This is a genomic window from Paenibacillus polymyxa (assembly GCF_001719045.1).
Classification (GTDB): Bacteria; Bacillota; Bacilli; order Paenibacillales; family Paenibacillaceae; genus Paenibacillus; species Paenibacillus polymyxa_B.
In genome coordinates, this window is the sequence record NZ_CP015423.1 from 4,469,029 (window position 1) to 4,488,367 (window position 19,339).

Genomic DNA, 19,339 nt, shown 5'->3' on the forward strand with positions numbered 1-19,339 from the left:
GTGATTTTTCGGTTAGGGGGAACTGCATTGAAATCAAACCTGAACGGACAATCCATTCTGCTATTAAGCTTGAATGGATTGTTTGTGTTTGCAGCAGCATTGTCAGGCACATTTCTTAACGTGTATTTGTGGAAAAGCAGGCAGGATTACGCGATGATCGGCTGGTTTAATGTCAGTCAACAAATTGCACTGGGAATTATGGTCTGGGTGGCTGGAAAGTGGGTCAAGGAACATAACAAAATGAATGCCCTGCGCGTGGGGACCGCATTATCCGGCCTATTTTATCTGATCGTGTTATATACGGGACCGCAGGCTGTGAACTACATATGGCCGCTCGGGATGCTGCTGGGTGCAGCATTAGGTTTATTCTGGCTGGCGTTTAATGTGATTTTTTTCGAAGTCACGGATCAGGCAAGTCGTGATCATTTTAACGGATGGGTGGGTCTGCTAGGCTCGTTTTCCGGTATAGTGGGACCTTGGCTGTCCGGTTGGATTATTGCCCGTATGGAGGATGACGCAGGTTACCGCGTGATATTCAGTATTTCCTTGGCTTTTTATGTCGTAGGAGTGGTGCTTAGTTTCTTTCTTCGCAAGCGTAAGCCGACAGGAAATTACAATTGGAAGGAGCCCAAGCAGCGATTGTCACAAAAAGGGAGTATGTGGCGTCCGTTGTCGTTATCGCTTGTTGCCCAGGGCATCCGTGAAGGGGTATTTGCCTTCCTGATTACGCTGCTCGTGTATGTAGCTACTCAACAGGAATGGAAGCTGGCGCAGTTTTCACTTATTACATCGGCGGTTTCATTTTTCAGCTTTTGGGCTGTCGGAAAATGGCTCAAGCCACACTATCGTTCGGCGGGTATGCTGTTGGGTGCCGTATTGTTGGTGATCGCGCTTTTACCGTTATTGTGGCGTATGGAGTATAGTACACTACTGATTATGGGGATCGGCACCGCTTTATTTATGCCCTTGTATTTAATTCCCATGATTTCTGCCAGCTTTGATTTAATGGGTACGAGTAAAGGAGATGCCAATCAGAGAGTGGAACTGGTTGTACTACGCGAACTATGCTTAATGGTAGGCCGATTGACCGGAACACTCATTTTCTTGGGTGTCCTAAGTATCAGCAAGGCTCCCACGGCGATGATCTGGTTGTTGATTGGATTGGCATTGATGCCAGTGCTCGGATGGTTTTTTATGCGAAGTGTGCTGAAAATGGAACAAAAGACAAAGCAGAGCAAGTCTCATTCCCACGCACAACGCTGGCACAAGCAAACCGAATAGTTTATAGTTTAAAATACATTTAAAAAAAGACCTCCAGACCCACTTAAAGGGAAAGGAGGTTCTTTTTTTGTTTCCACACGTTAAACCATCGGTTCCGTTGTTTCGGGCGAGGGCTTGGTAGTACGGGTCAAAGAATAAAGCTCCATTTCAGGTCGGTGTGTGCCCGTCAGTTCATCAGCCAAAAGTTGTGCGGCCATCATACTCGTGACTGCTCCATTTCCCCCGTAACCCTCTAAAAAGTAGCAGTTGGGAAAACGCGGATGTGGACCAATATACGGCAAACCGTCTTGAGAGGAGCCGAATACAGCAGCCCATGCAAAGTCGATCTGAAATGATATACCCGGAAAAAATTCCTGTAACGTTTGTAGCAGCTTTTGCTGTTGGTGCAGCAGCCTGATTTCACGTTGATTGGCGTCCAGTACAGGTTCGTCTAAACCACCAATAATAATGCGTCCTTCCGGTGTGGAGCGCATATATAGATAAGGACGAGCGGTTTCCCAGATGAGACACTGTTCATGCCATAAGGGAGTATCTCCGATTGGATTGGTGGCGATAGCATATGAGCTTTCCAGAACGGCTCCGCGGTCTGTTTTAATCTCTTGTGTTTCATAACCTGTTGCAAAAATAACTTTTTTCGCTCGGATAATTCCACCGTTGGTATGACAAACAACTTCATTTTCGTTAAATTCAAAATGCTTGGCTTCCGTATGCTCATATAAGCGAACACCAAGACGGCTGGCAGATCGCAGCAGTCCTTGGGCGAACAAAAATGGATTAACCTCGGCATCTTCGCGTGTATATAAGGCTGCTGGTTTTCGGAAAGGAAATCGGGCAGCAATCTGTTGATCATCCCAGTATTCGACGGGAAATCCAAACCGGGTTAGCTGTTTGTACTCTTCCTGAAGTGTCTGCACATCCTCCGATGTACTTGCATAGTACAGGCTACTTCGGCGTGAAAAAGACGGATCAATTTCCAGCGTGGTAGACAGTTTTTCCAACTGATCCAGAGCATCTTTACACATACGGTAAAACAGTACACCGTTTATTTCACCAAACGTATTGATGAAGGAAGTTAAGGTCTTATCACTGCTATATTGCAGCAGCCCGGTATTGGCCGAAGAACTTCCATGTACTAGCTTGCGTTTGTCAATAACCACGGCGTCTACCTGTCGTTCTCCCAACAGTCGGGAGCAGATGGATCCACCCATGCCGCCACCGATGATCAATACATCACAATTTAAATCCTCTGCCAAAGGCGGGAAATCCAACATTTTCTCCAAGGTACTGGGCCAATATGTATTCCCGCTTATCAATTCCATATAAATGCACTCCTCATAAGGTAATATGTAGTATTTCTTAGGTGTACATAGTATTTCGCCAAACGGACAAGATAACCAGCGTGCAACAAAACATTCAAGGAGGCACAGAGATTATGCAATCTACGAACATGCAACCCTTGTCAGGTAAAGAGCTGGAGTACATCGTGGACTCCATTTCCAATGAAGAACTACTACTCAAACAAAGTGCGGCGACAGCGGCTTCTATTCAGCACCCAGCCATCCAACAAGCCTGTTTGCAACTGGCAAGAACTCATGAGCACCACTTGAATCTGCTTTCTAATGCTCTTCAACAGCATCAGCAGCTTGCCCCAATGCAACCGCAGCAGTAATTTGGATTTACAATAAAGGAGGTTTGACAGAATGTATTCACAAAACAATATGTCATTTATGCCCGAAGAAGATTTGCTCTATACCATTCTTGCTGATATGAAACGTACGGTGCGCGAGTACACAACGGCGACGACAGAATCCAATTGCCCGTCTGTGCGTCAGATGTTCACCGACCTTACGAATGATACATTGCGTCTGCAAGGTGATTTGTATCATCTGATGAGCCAAAACAATATGTATGCCACTCCGACTAAAGCACTGCGCATCGATTTGGACAAACAGATTCAAGAAGCTCGCAAGACCCAACAAGAATGCCAACAGTTCATTCAGCAAAAGTCGGCATCCGCGGGAGTATATGGCCAATCTATGCACCAGCAAGGCCAGTCTACTCATCAAAACAACCCTTATTATATGTAAACGGGATTTTTCGTTTTTGAAGCAGATTCCCATAACAGCCGTCCATCTGCCGGGTTTACCGGAGTGGACGGTTTTTCTTTGCAGGTTTAAAGTGCGTATTGTATGATGTATAGTAATCTCTTTCGATGGAGGCCTTATGTAGAATGACAGAGCTGAATGAATTGAAATTAAAAGTGCTGGAATTGTTAAAAGAAGATGCGAGAAGAACACCGACTCTATTGGCTACTATGCTGGGGGTTGACGAGCAGGATGTTCGCACCTCAATTAAAGAGCTCGAAGACCAACATGTGATCGTCAAATACGCCGCTGTAGTCAATTGGGACAAAGTCGACGACGAAAAGGTTACCGCTTTGATCGAAGTACAGATTACACCCGAGCGTGGAAGAGGCTTTGAAGGGATTGCAGAACGGATTTATTTGTATCCGCAAGTTAAATCGGTCTATCTCATGTCCGGAGCATACGATTTGCTGGTAGAGGTTGAAGGCCGCAATCTCCGTGAGGTCGCTAATTTTGTGTCGGAAAAACTGTCGCCTATTGATTCGGTCTTGTCTACCAAGACTAATTTTACGCTTAAAAAATACAAGCAGGACGGAATTATCTTTGAGGACCATCAGGAAGATAATCGTCTGATGATTTCGCCGTAAAGGAAGATCATGATGAATCTCAAAACAGAAGCATTTACCGACAGTAACAAAGCCATGAGTTCCTATTTGTCCCCGTTGGTGCGCGAGATCCCATCTTCGGGTATTCGTAAGTTTTTTGACTTGGTGGGTGGCAACAAGGATATTATTACCCTTGGTGTAGGCGAACCGGATTTTACAACCCCTTGGCATATGAGGGAAGCCTGTGTCTATTCATTGGAGCGAGGTTTTACCAGCTACACGTCTAATGCGGGAACGCCAGAACTGCGTGAAGCGATTAGTGATTATCTGAATGAGCAATTTGAAGTCCGTTATGATCCCAAAAATGAGATTATCGTAACCGTTGGGGGAAGCGAGGCGATTGATCTTGCTTTGCGTGCGTTAATTGTACCTGGCGACGAAATTCTCGTGCCCGAGCCATGCTACATTTCATATTCTCCAATCACTTCGATTGGAGGCGGGATTCCAGTAGGTATTGAAACATTTGCTAAGGATGAATTCAAGCTGACGGCTGAAGCACTGGAGGCAAAAATTACACCTAAATCCAAGGTGTTGATTTTATGCTATCCGAGCAATCCAACTGGGGCTACGATGACTTATGAAGATTGGCTTCCGATTGCCGAAGTCGTGGAAAAACATGATTTGATCGTCATTTCTGATGAAATTTATGCTGAATTGAATTATGGAGAAAAGCATGTCAGTTTTGCCGCTATGCCTGGTATGATGGATCGTACGATTCTCGTCAGTGGTTTTTCCAAAGCCTTCGCCATGACAGGCTGGCGTATTGGATATACATGCGGGCATCCAGATCTGATTGCCGCTATGCTCAAAATCCATCAGTACACCGTAATGTGTGCGCCTTCTATGGGTCAAGTTGCGGCACTGGAAGGCTTGCGGAATGGTTTGGGTGAGAAAGATCGTATGGTAGAAGCCTATAATCAGCGTCGCCGTCTGATGGTTGAAGGGTTCCGGGAAATCGGCCTGGAGTGCCATGAGCCAAGAGGGGCTTTTTACGTTTTCCCTAGTATTCAAAGCACGGGACTCAGCTCAGATGAATTTGCACAGCGTCTTTTGGCAGAGGCTAAAGTTGCGGCTGTACCGGGTAATGTGTTCGGTTTGGGAGGCGAAGGCTATCTTCGTTGCTCATACGCGACTTCTGTTGCTCAGCTGACGGAGGCACTGGATCGGATTGGTCATTTTGTAGAAAAAGTAAGAAAAGAAGGTTAAAATTATTTTTTTATGGGTAATTCATAAAAAATAGTCTTTTATTTCTAAATTTCTATGCTATAATTTGAAATCGGAAGCAGGAAGTTCAATTTTTCAATTGTAGGAGGAATGCTCATGTCATATGTTGGATATAATTCATCTAATTCAATAGGATACGACATTTCCCTGGAAGATGAAATTTTGTTCCTGCGCAATGAGATGATGCGGACATTTCAGGAAGAGCAGTCCTTCACCTCTGATCTTGTTATCCAGATCAGTTGCAAGCTCGATTTGAAAATCAATGAATATATGAAGCTGTATGGTACGGAATGCAAGGTTTAACCGTATGAAGTCAGCCAATGCAAGAAGAAGGCCGTCGGGCCTTCTTTTTTTGCGTTCACAACTTATGATATATTAATGGCATGGAAGAGGGGGCGTACATATGAGAGCAGGGCTAAAAAGGCTATCGCCATGGATCATCGGAATGCTTGCACTTGTATTATTGGCTGGATGTGGGGGACGGGACAAGGACAGCTTCTCCATTTTTATTATGGATAAAGGGGATGCTTCAGTCATCCGTGAAGAGCTGGCACAAAAGCTTAAGGATAAGCTAGGCGAACAGGCTCCGACTATTGAGATTTCAGTCAGTCCGCTGTATAACCAGCAGAAGCTGGTTGTAGAATATGCGGCCGGGGAGCATGATCTGTTTCTTTTGCCGGAAGAGGACATGAAGCTGTATGGACAGAATGGCTCGAATCTGCCGTTAGATGATGCTTTTGACAAGAAGACGTACGCTCGGGGCGTGTTCGAGGGCGGCGTATTTAAGAAGAAGGGGCAGGAGGAAGAAGGATCAGATGTAAGCAAGGAAACTCATTTGTTCGGAATTCCGGTGGAGCAGATGAAGATGTTTAAGGAGCTAAAATATAACTCCAAAACATTATTTGCTACCGTGCCGCCTCGTACAAGCAATAAGGAAGAAGCCATCAAGGTGCTGAAAGCACTTACGGAATGATAAAGGGGATGGAATGAAATGGGCATATATACTAGAACAGGTGATGAAGGACAAACTTCTGTGATCGGCGGTCGAGTGTCCAAAGATGATGATCGTGTGGAGGCATACGGTACAATTGACGAGCTGAACAGCTTTGTAGGACAAGCGATCAGCTTTGCCGAAGGGGAAGAGTTTACGGATATTCGGACTCAATTGGAAGAAATACAGCAGGAGCTGTTTGATTGTGGTTCGGATTTGGCGTTTGTTAAAATTAGTGAAAGCAAATATAAGGTGAAAGACGAGCTGGCAGAGCGTCTTGAAGGCTGGATTGATGCATGTCAGGAGGAAAATCCGAAGGTGGAGCGTTTTATTATACCGGGTGGTAGCACATTATCCTCAACGCTTCATGTTTGCCGTACAGTTTGCCGACGCGCGGAACGCCGTGCTGTTACACTAGGTAAACATACGGACATTAATCCGGCGGTACGTCGGTATTTGAACCGCCTTTCTGATTATTTCTTTGCCGTCGCTCGCACGGCGAATGTCCGTCAAGGCGTGCCCGATGTCGAATATGTGCGCAGCAAAAAAGTGTTCCGCAAATAAGGAGGCAACCGGGAATTTGTGATGAGCTTGTATTATGAACCTATCGTATATACGATCCCTCCTGAGGAGGAGGGCATGCTGTTGAAGACTATTTTACAAAAACGTATGAACATTTCTCGAAAGTTAATATCCAAACTCAAGCTGACCGAGCAAGGTATTATGCTGAACGGGACACGTGTGTACATCAGCGTAAAGGTAAAGTCCGGGGATCAAGTAGAAATTCGCATGGAGCGCGAGCGTTCTGATGATATTTTACCTGAACCCATTCCCTTTGAGATATTGTTTGAGGATGAACATCTGTTAGTGGTGAACAAGGCGGCGGGCATGATTGTCCATCCGACTCACGGTCATTACACAGGAACACTGGCTAATGGGGTTGTGCATTATTGGCAGGCCAAGGGAGAACTGTTCCGGTTTCGTCCTGTTCATCGTCTTGATCAAGAGACGACGGGTGTGCTGGTAGTAGCCAAAAATCCGTATGTACACCAGCATATTTCTGAGCAAATGATTGCGGGAACGGTGGTTAAGCGCTATACAGCTCTGGTGCATGGACGGCCTGAGCTGCAGGAAGGAAAGGTAGACGGACCGATTGACCGCAACCCGGATGATCCGCATTTACGTATGGTGACCCCGGATGGTTATCCTGCCCTTACGCTGTATAAGCTGGAGGAAGTGTGGAACGGGGGAAGTCGCATCGGACTAAAGTTGGAATCCGGGCGTACGCACCAAATTCGAGTGCATATGACTTATATCGGTTGTCCGTTGATCGGAGATAAAATGTATCGGATTACACCCGATGACGCTGCGCAACGTGAGCGATATGATCAGCTTGATGCCAAGATGCCTCGACAGGCTCTGCATGCCTCAGAGCTATCCTTGGAGCATCCTGTTACCGGGGAGCGGCTGACGTTCTATGCTCCGCTACCTGACGATATGGCTGAAATGCAGGAGCTATTAAGAGCGCAATATCTTTCAGAATAAAATATAAATAAGCGATGAAAACATATGGAGGTTAATCTAGCGATGAGCCAACTGAAAGTATATCAGTATTCTAAATGCAGTACCTGTCGTAATGCAGTGAAATGGCTTCAAAACAAGGGACATGAGACGGAACTTATTCCTATTTTTGAACAACCGCCCGGCCCGGAGGAATTGGAGGACTTGATTCGCAAAAGCGGGCTGGAGCTGAAAAAGTTTTTCAATACAAGCGGTGAGGTGTACAAAGAGTTAAAGCTGAAAGATAAGCTTGGAGACATGAGCCGTGAAGAGCAAATTTCGCTTTTATCCTCGAATGGAAGATTAATCAAACGCCCGATTGTAACCGACGGTAACAAAGTAACGGTAGGATTCAAAGAGGAAACATTTGAGGGCACATGGGGAGCTCAATAACGCCCAATTTACCCCCACGATATGTTATACTGTGGGGGTTAAATATTATGATGAATGGGAGCAATACAATCTGTGACACAACGCAATGAACAATCCGTAATGCTGGTTGACGGCATGGCCCTGCTATTTCGCGCTTATTATGCAACCGCCGCAAACGGTTATATCCGTCGTACAAAAGCTGGAGTGCCAACGAACGCCATATATGGTTTTATTCGATATTTTTGGGATGCAGTCCAAACATTTAATCCTACACACGTCATTTGCTGCTGGGATATGGGCGGAACGACATTTCGTGGGGAACATTTTGCTGCGTATAAGGGAAACCGAGCCGACGCACCAGATGATTTGATTCCCCAATTTACATTGATTCGGGAAGTGACGGACAGCCTCGGCATTCCCAACATTGGAGCGGAAGGTTTTGAAGCCGATGATTGTATCGGTACGCTTGCACGCCATTATTCGCAAAATGAGGACATGGATGTAATGATTCTCTCGGGAGATCATGATTTACTTCAATTAGTGGATGATCGGACACGGGTCATTATTATGAAAAAAGGGCACGGCAATTATATGGTATACACCCCGGAGACCCTGCTGACTGAAAAAGGGCTTAAACCACGCCAAGTGGTGGACCTTAAAGGCCTGATGGGGGATGCAAGCGATAATTATCCAGGAGTACGAGGTATTGGTGAGAAAACGGCACTCAAGCTGGTGCAGGAATATGACTCTATTGAAGGCATTCTGGAGAATTTGGATCAATTAACACCCTCGGTCCGTAAAAAAATTGAGAGTGATTTGGATATGCTGCATCTTTCACGCAAGCTTGCTGAAATTCACTGCGGTGTACCTGTAGCATGTGCTTTGGATAGCTGTCTGCTGACGCTGGATCACGTGCAAATTGTAGACAAGTTTGAGCAGCTTGAAATGAAAAGCTTGTGTACATTGATGGGTGTCGCAACCGGATCATAATGAAGCTGTTAGGCTTGATACGGACAATTTAAGTGAAGTAAGTTTATAGGGATGCTGACGCTAGGTGCGTTAGTGTCCTTATTTTTATACCGTTATGTCAAGGGAGTTGTATAGTCATGTGAAGGATTATATACAATTGCGATAAGGGGATTGACCTCGGGCACATTTCAGGTGAATATAGTGGATAGAGAACCGGATTATTGAAAGGGGACAACAGCAACTATGACAGTATTGGGAGCAATTGAGGCAGGCGGTACCAAATTTGTATGTGGAATTGGCAACGAACATGGGGAGGTACTGGAACGAGCAAGCTTTCCAACAACCACCCCAGCAGAAACAATGGAGAATGTCATCGCATTTTTTGAAGGCAAGGGCATTGAAGCATTGGGTGTAGGCTCGTTCGGGCCGATTGATCCTATCGAAGGCAGTGATACATATGGGTATATTACAACAACGCCAAAGCCACATTGGGGAAATTACAATTTAATTGGCAAACTGAAACAGCATTTTGACGTGCCTATGGGGTTTGACACGGATGTGAATGGAGCAGCACTTGGTGAGTCTATTTGGGGTGCCGCCAAGGGATTGGACAACTGTCTGTATATTACGATAGGTACAGGCATCGGGGCAGGTGCTTTGGTTGGTGGAAAGCTGATACATGGATTATCCCACCCAGAAATGGGGCATATTCTGGTACGTCGTCACCCAGAAGATACGTACGAGGGGACATGTCCTTATCACGGAGATTGTTTGGAGGGACTGGCAGCAGGTCCTGCGCTCGAAAAAAGATGGAAGGTTAAAGGACATGAGCTTTCTGTCGATCACGCAGCCTGGGAAATGGAAGCGCACTATCTGGCACAGGCTTTAATGAGCTATGTATTAATCCTGTCACCGCAAAAAATTATTATGGGCGGGGGAGTGATGAAGCAGGACCAACTGTTCCCTCTCATTCGTACCAAGCTTCAAGAACTTTTGAACGGATACGTGCAGCATTCGAGTCTGACAATAGATATTGAGCAATATATCGTATCTCCGGGATTGGGTGACAATGCTGGATTGTGCGGTGCTCTGGCATTGGCAAAGGAAAAGCTGAATCATTAGAATTTATGGTTGACGGCACTCCAAGGTACGGTTATTATATAGGCAACAGCATAGTACGGCTCAAAAAGGGAAGCACCTTTCTTGCGAATACGCAGGATAGGTGCTTTTTTTTGCGTTTTTGTGTTGTGCAGGACTGTCTTTCAACGATATGAGGGAGGAAGAAATCATGGAGATTGTATTTTCAAATCGCTTGTCCAAACGGAATGAACAGGGCTATGAGGACTTTGCTCAGGTATGGATTGGGCAACATGAAGGGGGATGGAGTGCAGGCTGGAGCACACACCATGTCCCGGATGAAAGTATAGACGACCTTTGGTATGAGGGCAGCTTGTGGCAGGAATTACTGCATGTATACCGTCATGAGCTGGCGCTCAAAATGGCTGAGGGCTACAGGCCCTTAATCCATGGCGTATTTCATGAGCAAGAAGGATCATCAGGACGAGGACAAACGCTGCAAAAGCTGTATTGCTACAGTGATTTGTTTCCACGTGATGAAGTGTATGAGCAGTTGACGATGTGGAGACGGCAAAAAGCAGCAACGGAACGAAAAGCGCCTTATTTTATCGCTACGAATCGGCTGCTTCGACTCATTAGCGTCTATCTTCCCCATACCGAAGAAGAATTGTTGGAGCTGCCTGGTATGGGTCAGGGTAAGGTGTCGCAATATGGGACGGAGCTATTGGCTATTACGACACAAAATGACCGGACCACGCCATTTCCGTTGAACTGGGTAACAGAGACGCTGGAAGAAGAAGTTTTTTTGTCATGGCTATACAAGCAAAAAGAGAACCAATACAGGCAGGAGCTGAATAAGTTCAGCCTAACTAGAACGATTATCGAAGGCATTTCGGACGGTCTTTCACTGGAGCATATCGGGATGAAGACAGGTTTGCATCGTAGAGAAATAATTGAAGCTGTGGAGCATTTGGACAGGGATGGTATTGATATGGAGAAGCTGATCCGCAAGGAATTGGTGAATGTATCTGAGGAGGAGCAGGCAGCCATCTGGTCTGCTTATGAAGAGTTGGGGGATACGCTACTCAAGCCTGTCATGCTGAAAGTGTATGGGGAAGAAAAGGCGACAGAAACAGGATTGGATCAAATTTATGAGCGTCTGCGTCTGATCCGTATACGGTTTCGCCATCAGCAGGTACCCGACCGACATGTTGGATAATATAGAACTGATTAGATAAAGCTAAAGTATTAAAGTACATTCAGGGTCCAACATACTAAAAAGCAGCAGCCAGTTCCTCATAGGACACGGCTGCTGCTTTTTATGATCAAGCTTGAAAATCGAAATAGGTATCCAACTCCGTACTTTTTCCCCTTTTCTTTTTAAACCCAGTCTTTCTTGCGGAAAATACAGAACATACTGACACCTAGTGCCACCATAATACCAATGACGACAAAATAGCCATAACGTGTATGAAGTTCAGGCATATTATCGAAGTTCATCCCATATATTCCGGTAATGACCGTCAATGGCATAAATACGGTCGTTATTGCCGTAAACACACGCATAATTTCATTGGCACGATTGGCGATACTGGATTGATAAGCTTCTCGAAGGTTACCCATCAAATCGCGGTAAGTTTCAAAAGTCTCCGAAATTTTCACAGCATTTTCATAAATGTCGCTGAAATATTTTTGCAATTGATCGTCGATGAGTCGCAAATCCCGTTTGTTCAGGGTATTGATGACTTCCTTTTGCGGACCCAGCACTTTTTTCAGCCACAGAATCTCACTGCGTAAGCCGATGATTTCGTTCAAATGCGACTTTTTCGTATGCATTAGAATATCTTCTTCCAGCTTTTCAATGCGGACCTCAATCCGGTCACCAACCAGAAAATAGTTGTCAACAATCAAGTCGACCAGCAGATACATAAAACGGTCAGGCTGGCTGACTTCTTGCTCCCACAGCATAGGCTTGAGGGTACGAAGCTCATTGATTTTCTGCTTGGTCACCGTAATGATAAAATGGCGGCCGAGAAAGATGTTCAAAGCTCGCAAAAATATTTCTTCATCATCAAAACGAATGCTATTTACAACGATAAAATAATGGCTTTCATAAATTTCGATCTTCGGACGTTGTTCTTCTTCACTCAAACAGTCTTCTACTGCAAGATCATGCATGGAAAATAAAGGTTGGAGCACTGCCAAATCATCGACATCGGCATCAATCCAATAAAAACCTTCTGCCGGTGCAGTAAGCGCCATTTCAATTTCTTCGACAGGGGTAAAAACCCCGTTGTTGACCAAACGGATTTTCATATATGTCACTCCTTATGCTCCGTCGTAACGGAAATACGTTTACCTTAAGCATAAGGAATGGATTCAGTTAGCCAGTTAGCCGGTGCGGGTAAGCGTGCATTCTCATCAAAAGCCGGAGGCTTTTGGAGCATGCAGAGCCTGGCGTCCCGTCTTTCGGCAAGCTGAAGTCATTCCTATGCTGTTGTTCAGGGATCGCCGCCTACTCGGACTCGGGTCGCCTTCCATTCCGGATTCACCTCTCAAATGTTCTTTTTTTAGATTGCCACAGTATCGCAGGAAACACTCAAAGTCTGCACTACTGCTCCATATTTTTGCCTAATAGCACTTGTATAGTATAACGCTCGGCCTACGGCCTTTCAAGCGCAAAATCATGGGCTAAATCAACAGTAGTGGCAAGAGCTTCAGCGAAAGGAGGGATATGATTTAACCTATGGAAAAGGTAGACAAAATGTGATTGCAGGGCACAAATTTAAAAGTCCCATCTTGACGAAGCCCAGCCGATGCATTAAAGTGAACAACAAGAACTTTGTGAACCCAAAATGAATATAGCGAAATCTTATCAAGAGCAGGTGGAGGGACTAGCCCGATGATACCCGGCAACCGGCGATTTTAATCGCACGGTGCTAATTCTTGCAGGACGCGCGCTTTGTACAAAGAGCGTTGCCCTGACAGATGAGAGAGGCGCATATGGATACAAATATGACCTTTCTCTAACCAGAGAAAGGTCTTTTTATTATATGCCCGGCATCTCAGCAGGACGATTTTCGCAAAACTTACCGAACAAGGAGTGAGTTTACATGCCGATTAAAATTCCAGATACACTACCTGCCAAGGAAGTGCTGGAGGGCGAAAATATTTTCGTAATGGATGAAAGCTTGGCTTATCATCAGGATATTCGTCCGTTGCGCATCGCCATTTTGAATTTGATGCCTACGAAGGAAACAACGGAAACCCAACTATTGCGCCTGGTCGGCAATACGCCGCTGCAAGTGGACGTCACGCTGGTGCACATGAAGTCTCATGTATCCAAAAATACATCGCAAGAATATTTGAATATGTTCTATAAAACGTTTGACGAGATTAAGAACAGTCGTTTTGACGGCATGGTCATTACAGGAGCTCCGGTTGAACAGCTTGAGTTTGAGGATGTGAACTACTGGGAGGAGATCCGGCAAATTTTTGAATGGACGAAAACGAATGTAACTTCGACCATGCACATTTGTTGGGCCTCACAGGCAGGTTTATACCATCATTTCAATGTCCCGAAATACGGGCTCGACTACAAATGCTTTGGCGTATTTCCACACACCGTGATTAAACCTAAAGTAAAATTGCTACGCGGCTTTGATGAACTGTTTTATGCCCCTCACTCCAGACATACGGAGGTTCGGCGGGAAGATATTGATCATATCGCCGAATTAGAAGTTTTATCCGAATCCGAGGAAGCTGGAGTGTACCTCGTAGCCACGCTTGACGGTAAACAAATTTTTGTAACTGGGCATTCTGAATATGACCCGCTTTCATTGAAATGGGAATACGACCGCGATGTGGCCAAAGGAATGGATATTGAAGTTCCCAAAAATTATTTTCCTAATGATGATCCTGAGCGCACACCGCCTTCAATCTGGCGGGCGCATGCCAATTTATTATTCTCGAATTGGCTGAACTATTATGTATACCAAGAGACACCTTACGATATCGGGCCCCAGATTTAAAAAAGGGGGTTGTAGTTTACCCTTGTACAGTACCACCTTGCAGTAGCGCAGCAGTATAGTCTTTGACATCCATTTTTGCAGGATTGGTTATAGCACCCACTATGGAAGTTAACAGGAGGATTCATATGAGTGAGAAACAGTGGAAAATCGAAAGTAGATTGGCACAAATCGGTTCAGTAGAGGAGCCAGTAACCGGGGCTGTTAATTACCCGATTTACCAATCTACGGCGTTCCGCCATCCCCGTCTGGGTCAAAGCACAGGATTTGATTATATTCGGACGATCAATCCCACGCGAAAGGTACTGGAAGAGGCTTCTGCTGCACTTGAATCTGGTGATGCAGGCTTTGCATGCAGCTCAGGTATGGCGGCGCTGCAAACGGTATTTGCATTGTTTGGACAGGGAGATCATCTCATAGTATCGCTGGATCTGTATGGCGGGACATATCGTTTGCTGGAACGTATTTTATCTAAATTTGGTGTAACAGCCAGTTATGTGGATACGAACGATCTTGAAGCACTCGAACAGTCATGTCGACCGAATACCAAAGCTGTATTCATAGAAACACCTACAAATCCGTTAATGATGATTACTGATATTCGAGCGGTGGCTGAATGGGCATCACAACATCAGTTGCTTACCATTGTAGATAATACGCTGCTAACACCATACTTCCAGCGGCCATTGGAACTCGGCGCGGATATTGTGGTACATAGCGCAACCAAGTATTTGGGCGGACACAACGATGTGCTGGCAGGGTTAATCGTAACCAAAGGCAAAGAGCTATCAGCTGAAATTTCCTTTCTGCACAATTCCATAGGGGCCGTGCTTTCCCCGAGTGACTGCTACCAGTTGATGAAGGGGATGAAGACGTTAGCGCTGCGTATGGACCGACATGAGCATAATGCAACAGTGCTGTCTAACTATTTACTGACGCATCCGGCGGTGGCGGAAGTATTTTATCCGGCGCTCGAAGGCCATCCAGGTCGTGAAATTCAAAATAAACAATCCAGCGGAAACACAGGGATTTTCTCCTTTAAAGTAAAGGATGCTCGCTATGTAGAGCCTTTGCTTCGTCACATTAAGCTCATTGCGTTTGCGGAAAGTCTCGGCGGTGTTGAGTCGCTAATGACCTATCCCGCGGTGCAGACACATGCGGACATACCAGCAGAAATTCGAGATGCAGTTGGGGTAGATGACAGGCTGTTGCGTTTCTCCGTAGGCATTGAGCATACAGACGACCTCATTGAAGATTTGCGTTCGGCGTTGGAAGCGGCACGTCAAGAAGTAGAAGGAGGAGAGCTGCAATGATAGAGGATGCGAGGAGGATCGGGCAGGATTTGAACAAAGAGCGGAAGTTCGCTACCAAGCTGCTGCATTTTGGTTCTGAAATTGACAGCGTTACAGGGGCCTCGAGCGTCCCGATCTATCAAGCTTCTACCTTTCACCATCATGATATTTTTAATCCTCCACAGCATGACTATAGCCGTTCAGGTAATCCGACACGACAAGCTTTGGAGGATTATATCGCTTTATTAGAAGGCGGGGCGTGCGGCTTTGCCTTTGCGTCAGGTATGGCGGCCATCTCCACTACCTTTATGCTCTTATCCGCTGGAGACCATGTCATTGTTTCGGAGGACGTATACGGGGGAACATATCGACTGCTGACCTCCATTTTGAAACGGATGAATATTGAAACGACCTTCGTTGACATGACGGACCTCAACCTTGTGAAAGAGGCGTTGCAGGAGAATACAAGGGCTGTATATATGGAAACCCCGTCCAATCCGACACTCAAAATTACCGATGTAGCAGGAATAACCTCTTGGGCACAGGATCACGGACTTTTAACTTTATTGGATAATACTTTTATGACACCTTATTATCAACGTCCGATTGAGCAGGGAGTCGATATTGTATTGCACAGTGCGACCAAGTTTCTGGGCGGACACAGCGATGTGCTGGCAGGACTTGCGGTAGCGCGTACCGAATCGCTCGGGAGACAAATCAAGCAGCTCCAAAATGGACTGGGTACCGTGCTGGCTCCGCAGGAGTCATGGTTGCTCATGCGCGGTATGAAGACACTGGAGGCTCGTATGGCTCACAGCGAAAAGAGTGCAGCCAAGCTCGCTAACTGGCTGAACGAGCGCAACGACATTGAGGCAGTATACTACCCGGGTCTGGAAAATCATCCAGGGCGTGAAGTTCATGAGCGTCAATCCAGCGGTTATGGTGCAGTGATATCGTTTGATGTGGGTTCTGGTGAGCGTGCAAAAGAAGTACTCAGTCGCGTACGTATTCCAATTGTAGCGGTGAGTCTGGGAGCTGTGGAAAGCATCTTGTCGTATCCGGCGATGATGTCACATGCGGCTATGCCCTATAGTGTACGATTGGAGCGCGGGATTACGGACGGACTACTTCGTTTCTCCGTAGGTTTGGAGGATATTGACGACCTGATCAGTGATCTGGATGAGGCGCTGCGCTAGAGCGTTAGCACATCCGCAGCATCTTTGTCGTTTTCACGCCGGGAGCAAATATGTACAGCACTAAACAGCAAGTTTCCAGTATTTCAGGAGGCTTGCTGTTTTCTATAAGAATGACATGAAGGACAGTGTGAAAAAAGGCACTTTCAGTCCTGTTTTGTTATTTCTTGGCTATACGCAATGTTGAGATAAGCTTGGCAGTTGCCTGTTTTCCTAGGTGAAAAGCAGAAAGAAGCGGGAATAAGTATGGTTCCTTACCTAAAGATATGTTAGTATTATCATTAGGTTTTACTATGCTAAATAGCACAGACAACATACAAGGCCAGTCATGAACATACATTACGGCAGGGTTCGAACGCAGATTTGTGAAAGCATTCTCGTTCATAAGTCCTGTCGTTCATTTCGTCGCCCTGTGACAGCGAAGGAGGATACACCATGAGTGTAATCGACCATATTTTAGATAAAGCCCTACGCGGCGAACGCCTGAATTTAGAGGATACCGTTGCTTTGTTCGAATCAGACGAGGTAGAAAAAATAGGTCATGCGGCGAATAAGGTCATGAATCGCATGCATCCCGATCCCATTAAAACCTTCGTCATCGGACGAAATATTAACTATACGAACGTATGTGACGTATACTGTCGCTTCTGCGCTTTTTACCGTAGACCGGGTTCCGATGAAGGTTATGTTTTGCCGGATGAGGTGATCTTTCAGAAGATCAAGGAAACGCAGGAGGTAGGTGGCACCGAAATTCTAATGCAAGGCGGTGTGAATCCAAATCTGCCATTCAGTTATTATACGGATTTGCTGAAAGCTATTAAGGAGCGTTTTCCCGATATTACGATGCACTCCTTCTCGCCAGCTGAAATTCACAAAATGAAGGAAAAATCCGGTCTATCCATGGAAGACACGATTCGAGCCATTCATGAAGCTGGATTGGATTCGCTTCCGGGCGGAGGCGGAGAAATTTTGGATGACCGCACACGCCGCAAAATTAGCCGTCTCAAAGGCTCTTGGCGTGATTGGATGGATGTCATGCAAACGGCTCACAAGGTTGGGATGAACACAACCGCTACGATGGTTATCGGCTTTGGCGAGTTGATGGAGGAGCGTGCGCTGCATTTGTTGCGGGTTCGTGATGCTCAGGACGAATGCATTGAAAACAAATATAATTCTGAAGGATTTTTGGCCTTTATTCCTTGGACCTTCCAGCCAGACAACACCAATCTGAAGAAGGAACGCCAGACGCCAGAAGAATATCTGAAGACCGTTGCGATCAGTCGTCTTGTATTGGATAACATCAAGCATATTCAATCCTCATGGGTAACTATGGGACCGGAAATCGGTAAAAAATCGTTATACTACGGTTGCGATGATTTTGGTAGCACCATGATTGAAGAAAATGTAGTTTCCGCTGCAGGCGCAACATACAAGGTTAACATCGAATCCATTTTACAGTTGATCCGCGAGACGGGTCACATTCCAGCACAGCGCAATACCCGTTATGATATTATTCGTACTTTTGACAGTGCCAGCAGTATTGAACATGATTTTATCATGCAAAATTAATATCCGTTAATATATTGTTAATTACAAAACGCTTATCCATCACTAATCTATGTATAAGGATTAGTGTAGATAAGCGTTTTTTGATGTGTTACTTTGCTATGTTTTCCATCGTTTCATATACATGATCTCAGCCTGCGGGTCAGCCATTTGGATGACTGCCTTAAAGCGCTGCAAATCCAACAGATGAACGCTGTAAACGGTGACCATTTGTTCTTTTTTATCCTCAGATTCGCTTTTAATCTTACCCTCTATCTGGGCAGAGCCTCCAACAGGCGTGCTGTGTATACGCAGCCTGCGATATATGGCATCCTCGACGGTTTGCTGCTTCTTGCTGACAACACAAACCATACGCGTCAGACCGGTAAACATCAGCCGGGTCGTTTCATAGGCGGCGAGGCAGGATAAGGCTGAATAGAGAGCTGGCTCCCAGCCTAGCACAAAGCCGGCGGTAATGAGCAGCAGACCATTACACAGCATAACAATCTGTATTAATGGAATCTTGCGGTGTGTTAGCAACAATGTGGATGGACGGCCATCGTCAGATTCGTTAAGTCCTAGTGAATCGAGCAGACCACCATGACGAGCTGCCAGCCCTGCGCCAAGGCCGATACAGATTCCGCCGCCCAAAGCGCATACAACCGGATGGCCACTCACTGCCGGAAAAGGCGAAAGAATAATGGCTGAGCCCGAAAAGGCGAACAAGCCGGGTAGTGCCCGAAGCAGCATGGGTTTGTGAGTAGACAGAGAATACAGCAACATGAGTGGCAAGTTCAAAACGAATAGCAGTAACCCAAAGTGCTCCTGTGTATAAAGCGACATGAGTCTGGAGATCCCCGTGACGCCTCCAGCGATCATATCATGCGGATGTAAAAACAATTCCAGACCGACGGATGCTGTAATTCCACCAATCACCGTATAAAAGACAGGGAACCTGCTCGCATCTCCTGAAGTGGGCTTTATAAGCCGCCTCATAGAGTTTCGGCATGTTTTACAGCGTGCGGCATAGCCTTCCCTCCTATGGATTGTCGTATCCA

At 45.9% G+C, this 19,339-nt stretch carries 20 protein-coding genes and 1 riboswitch; of the genes, 17 read left to right on the plus strand and 3 right to left on the minus strand.

Annotated elements, in window-relative coordinates; genetic code table 11:
* The first annotated feature begins 27 nt into the window (after positions 1–27).
* Positions 28–1,281 carry an MFS transporter gene (locus AOU00_RS20065; protein WP_061829135.1) on the plus strand — a complete coding sequence of 418 codons (1,254 nt, stop codon included), beginning with the start codon at positions 28–30 and terminating at the stop codon, positions 1,279–1,281.
* Between the two features lie 80 nt (positions 1,282–1,361).
* On the opposite strand, the gene AOU00_RS20070 is transcribed toward AOU00_RS20065, so the two are convergent.
* A complete protein-coding gene (locus AOU00_RS20070) occupies positions 1,362–2,600 on the minus strand; it encodes an NAD(P)/FAD-dependent oxidoreductase (protein WP_069291478.1) in 1,239 nt (412 codons plus the stop codon).
* 113 nt (positions 2,601–2,713) lie between these two features.
* Between AOU00_RS20070 and AOU00_RS20075 the strand changes: the two genes are divergently transcribed.
* From AOU00_RS20075 to AOU00_RS20130, 12 genes are all read left to right on the plus strand, one after another.
* Positions 2,714–2,950, plus strand: a complete 237-nt coding sequence (locus AOU00_RS20075; protein ID WP_061829136.1) for a hypothetical protein — start codon at positions 2,714–2,716, stop codon at positions 2,948–2,950.
* Between the two features lie 31 nt (positions 2,951–2,981).
* Positions 2,982–3,368 carry a spore coat protein gene (locus AOU00_RS20080; protein ID WP_029516490.1) on the plus strand — a complete coding sequence of 129 codons (387 nt, stop codon included), beginning with the start codon at positions 2,982–2,984 and terminating at the stop codon, positions 3,366–3,368.
* A gap of 143 nt (positions 3,369–3,511) precedes the next feature.
* The gene (locus tag AOU00_RS20085) at positions 3,512–4,012 is read left to right on the plus strand and encodes an Lrp/AsnC family transcriptional regulator (protein ID WP_013370105.1); all 501 of its coding nucleotides are present in this window, start codon (positions 3,512–3,514) and stop codon (positions 4,010–4,012) included.
* 12 nt (positions 4,013–4,024) lie between these two features.
* Positions 4,025–5,236, plus strand: a complete 1,212-nt coding sequence (locus tag AOU00_RS20090; protein ID WP_061829137.1) for an aminotransferase class I/II-fold pyridoxal phosphate-dependent enzyme — start codon at positions 4,025–4,027, stop codon at positions 5,234–5,236.
* A 114-nt stretch (positions 5,237–5,350) separates the two neighbouring features.
* Positions 5,351–5,557, plus strand: coding sequence for an aspartyl-phosphate phosphatase Spo0E family protein (locus AOU00_RS20095; protein ID WP_069291479.1), 207 nt, complete (start codon positions 5,351–5,353; stop codon positions 5,555–5,557).
* Positions 5,558–5,657: 100 nt separating this feature from the next.
* Positions 5,658–6,227 carry a type 2 periplasmic-binding domain-containing protein gene (locus AOU00_RS20100; RefSeq protein ID WP_069291480.1) on the plus strand — a complete coding sequence of 190 codons (570 nt, stop codon included), beginning with the start codon at positions 5,658–5,660 and terminating at the stop codon, positions 6,225–6,227.
* An 18-nt stretch (positions 6,228–6,245) separates the two neighbouring features.
* Positions 6,246–6,809: a cob(I)yrinic acid a,c-diamide adenosyltransferase gene (locus tag AOU00_RS20105; RefSeq protein ID WP_061829140.1), complete on the plus strand. Its 564-nt coding sequence runs from the start codon at positions 6,246–6,248 to the stop codon at positions 6,807–6,809.
* Positions 6,810–6,830: 21 nt separating this feature from the next.
* The gene (locus tag AOU00_RS20110) at positions 6,831–7,790 is read left to right on the plus strand and encodes an RluA family pseudouridine synthase (protein ID WP_069291481.1); all 960 of its coding nucleotides are present in this window, start codon (positions 6,831–6,833) and stop codon (positions 7,788–7,790) included.
* 42 nt (positions 7,791–7,832) lie between these two features.
* Positions 7,833–8,198, plus strand: a complete 366-nt coding sequence (locus AOU00_RS20115; RefSeq protein ID WP_069291482.1) for an arsenate reductase family protein — start codon at positions 7,833–7,835, stop codon at positions 8,196–8,198.
* Between the two features lie 72 nt (positions 8,199–8,270).
* Positions 8,271–9,167, plus strand: coding sequence for a 5'-3' exonuclease (locus AOU00_RS20120; RefSeq protein ID WP_080710677.1), 897 nt, complete (start codon positions 8,271–8,273; stop codon positions 9,165–9,167).
* A gap of 222 nt (positions 9,168–9,389) precedes the next feature.
* Entirely contained in the window at positions 9,390–10,268 is an 879-nt protein-coding gene (locus AOU00_RS20125; protein WP_069291483.1) for an ROK family protein, read from the plus strand.
* 166 nt (positions 10,269–10,434) lie between these two features.
* Entirely contained in the window at positions 10,435–11,442 is a 1,008-nt protein-coding gene (locus AOU00_RS20130) for an HRDC domain-containing protein (RefSeq protein ID WP_069291484.1), read from the plus strand.
* Between the two features lie 161 nt (positions 11,443–11,603).
* On the opposite strand, the gene corA is transcribed toward AOU00_RS20130, so the two are convergent.
* Positions 11,604–12,539: a magnesium/cobalt transporter CorA gene (corA, locus tag AOU00_RS20135; RefSeq protein WP_023987788.1), complete on the minus strand. Its 936-nt coding sequence runs from the start codon at positions 12,537–12,539 to the stop codon at positions 11,604–11,606.
* Positions 12,540–13,092: 553 nt separating this feature from the next.
* Positions 13,093–13,218, plus strand: a riboswitch (SAM riboswitch).
* A gap of 118 nt (positions 13,219–13,336) precedes the next feature.
* Between corA and metA the strand changes: the two genes are divergently transcribed.
* The 4 genes from metA (at position 13,337) to mqnC (ending at position 18,305) form a co-directional block, all read left to right on the plus strand.
* Positions 13,337–14,254, plus strand: a complete 918-nt coding sequence (gene metA / locus AOU00_RS20140; protein ID WP_061829145.1) for a homoserine O-acetyltransferase MetA — start codon at positions 13,337–13,339, stop codon at positions 14,252–14,254.
* A gap of 125 nt (positions 14,255–14,379) precedes the next feature.
* Complete coding sequence (locus AOU00_RS20145; protein ID WP_043882120.1) at positions 14,380–15,564, plus strand: PLP-dependent transferase; 1,185 nt, start codon at positions 14,380–14,382, stop codon at positions 15,562–15,564.
* Positions 15,561–16,739: an aminotransferase class I/II-fold pyridoxal phosphate-dependent enzyme gene (locus AOU00_RS20150; RefSeq protein WP_069291485.1), complete on the plus strand. Its 1,179-nt coding sequence runs from the start codon at positions 15,561–15,563 to the stop codon at positions 16,737–16,739. Before AOU00_RS20145 ends, AOU00_RS20150 begins: the two co-directional genes overlap by 4 nt.
* A gap of 432 nt (positions 16,740–17,171) precedes the next feature.
* Positions 17,172–18,305, plus strand: coding sequence for a cyclic dehypoxanthinyl futalosine synthase (gene mqnC / locus AOU00_RS20155; RefSeq protein WP_061829148.1), 1,134 nt, complete (start codon positions 17,172–17,174; stop codon positions 18,303–18,305).
* Between the two features lie 96 nt (positions 18,306–18,401).
* Here mqnC and AOU00_RS20160 read toward each other — a convergent pair whose 3' ends face one another.
* The gene (locus AOU00_RS20160) at positions 18,402–19,265 is read right to left on the minus strand and encodes a YitT family protein (protein WP_069292094.1); all 864 of its coding nucleotides are present in this window, start codon (positions 19,263–19,265) and stop codon (positions 18,402–18,404) included.
* Positions 19,266–19,339 lie beyond the last annotated feature (74 nt).

Excerpts from the sequence above, each read along its gene's own strand:
- AOU00_RS20070 (WP_069291478.1), bottom strand. The coding sequence starts at position 2,600 with ATGGAATTGATAAGCGGGAATACATATTGGCCCAGTACCTTGGAGAAA.
- AOU00_RS20075 (WP_061829136.1), top strand. The coding sequence starts at position 2,714 with ATGCAATCTACGAACATGCAACCCTTGTCAGGTAAAGAGCTGGAGTAC.
- AOU00_RS20080 (WP_029516490.1), top strand. The coding sequence starts at position 2,982 with ATGTATTCACAAAACAATATGTCATTTATGCCCGAAGAAGATTTGCTC.
- AOU00_RS20085 (WP_013370105.1), top strand. The coding sequence starts at position 3,512 with ATGACAGAGCTGAATGAATTGAAATTAAAAGTGCTGGAATTGTTAAAA.
- AOU00_RS20090 (WP_061829137.1), top strand. The coding sequence starts at position 4,025 with ATGAATCTCAAAACAGAAGCATTTACCGACAGTAACAAAGCCATGAGT.
- AOU00_RS20095 (WP_069291479.1), top strand. The coding sequence starts at position 5,351 with ATGTCATATGTTGGATATAATTCATCTAATTCAATAGGATACGACATT.
- AOU00_RS20100 (WP_069291480.1), top strand. The coding sequence starts at position 5,658 with ATGAGAGCAGGGCTAAAAAGGCTATCGCCATGGATCATCGGAATGCTT.
- AOU00_RS20105 (WP_061829140.1), top strand. The coding sequence starts at position 6,246 with ATGGGCATATATACTAGAACAGGTGATGAAGGACAAACTTCTGTGATC.
- AOU00_RS20110 (WP_069291481.1), top strand. The coding sequence starts at position 6,831 with ATGAGCTTGTATTATGAACCTATCGTATATACGATCCCTCCTGAGGAG.
- AOU00_RS20115 (WP_069291482.1), top strand. The coding sequence starts at position 7,833 with ATGAGCCAACTGAAAGTATATCAGTATTCTAAATGCAGTACCTGTCGT.
- AOU00_RS20125 (WP_069291483.1), top strand. The coding sequence starts at position 9,390 with ATGACAGTATTGGGAGCAATTGAGGCAGGCGGTACCAAATTTGTATGT.
- AOU00_RS20130 (WP_069291484.1), top strand. The coding sequence starts at position 10,435 with ATGGAGATTGTATTTTCAAATCGCTTGTCCAAACGGAATGAACAGGGC.
- corA (WP_023987788.1), bottom strand. The coding sequence starts at position 12,539 with ATGAAAATCCGTTTGGTCAACAACGGGGTTTTTACCCCTGTCGAAGAA.
- metA (WP_061829145.1), top strand. The coding sequence starts at position 13,337 with ATGCCGATTAAAATTCCAGATACACTACCTGCCAAGGAAGTGCTGGAG.
- AOU00_RS20145 (WP_043882120.1), top strand. The coding sequence starts at position 14,380 with ATGAGTGAGAAACAGTGGAAAATCGAAAGTAGATTGGCACAAATCGGT.
- AOU00_RS20150 (WP_069291485.1), top strand. The coding sequence starts at position 15,561 with ATGATAGAGGATGCGAGGAGGATCGGGCAGGATTTGAACAAAGAGCGG.
- mqnC (WP_061829148.1), top strand. The coding sequence starts at position 17,172 with ATGAGTGTAATCGACCATATTTTAGATAAAGCCCTACGCGGCGAACGC.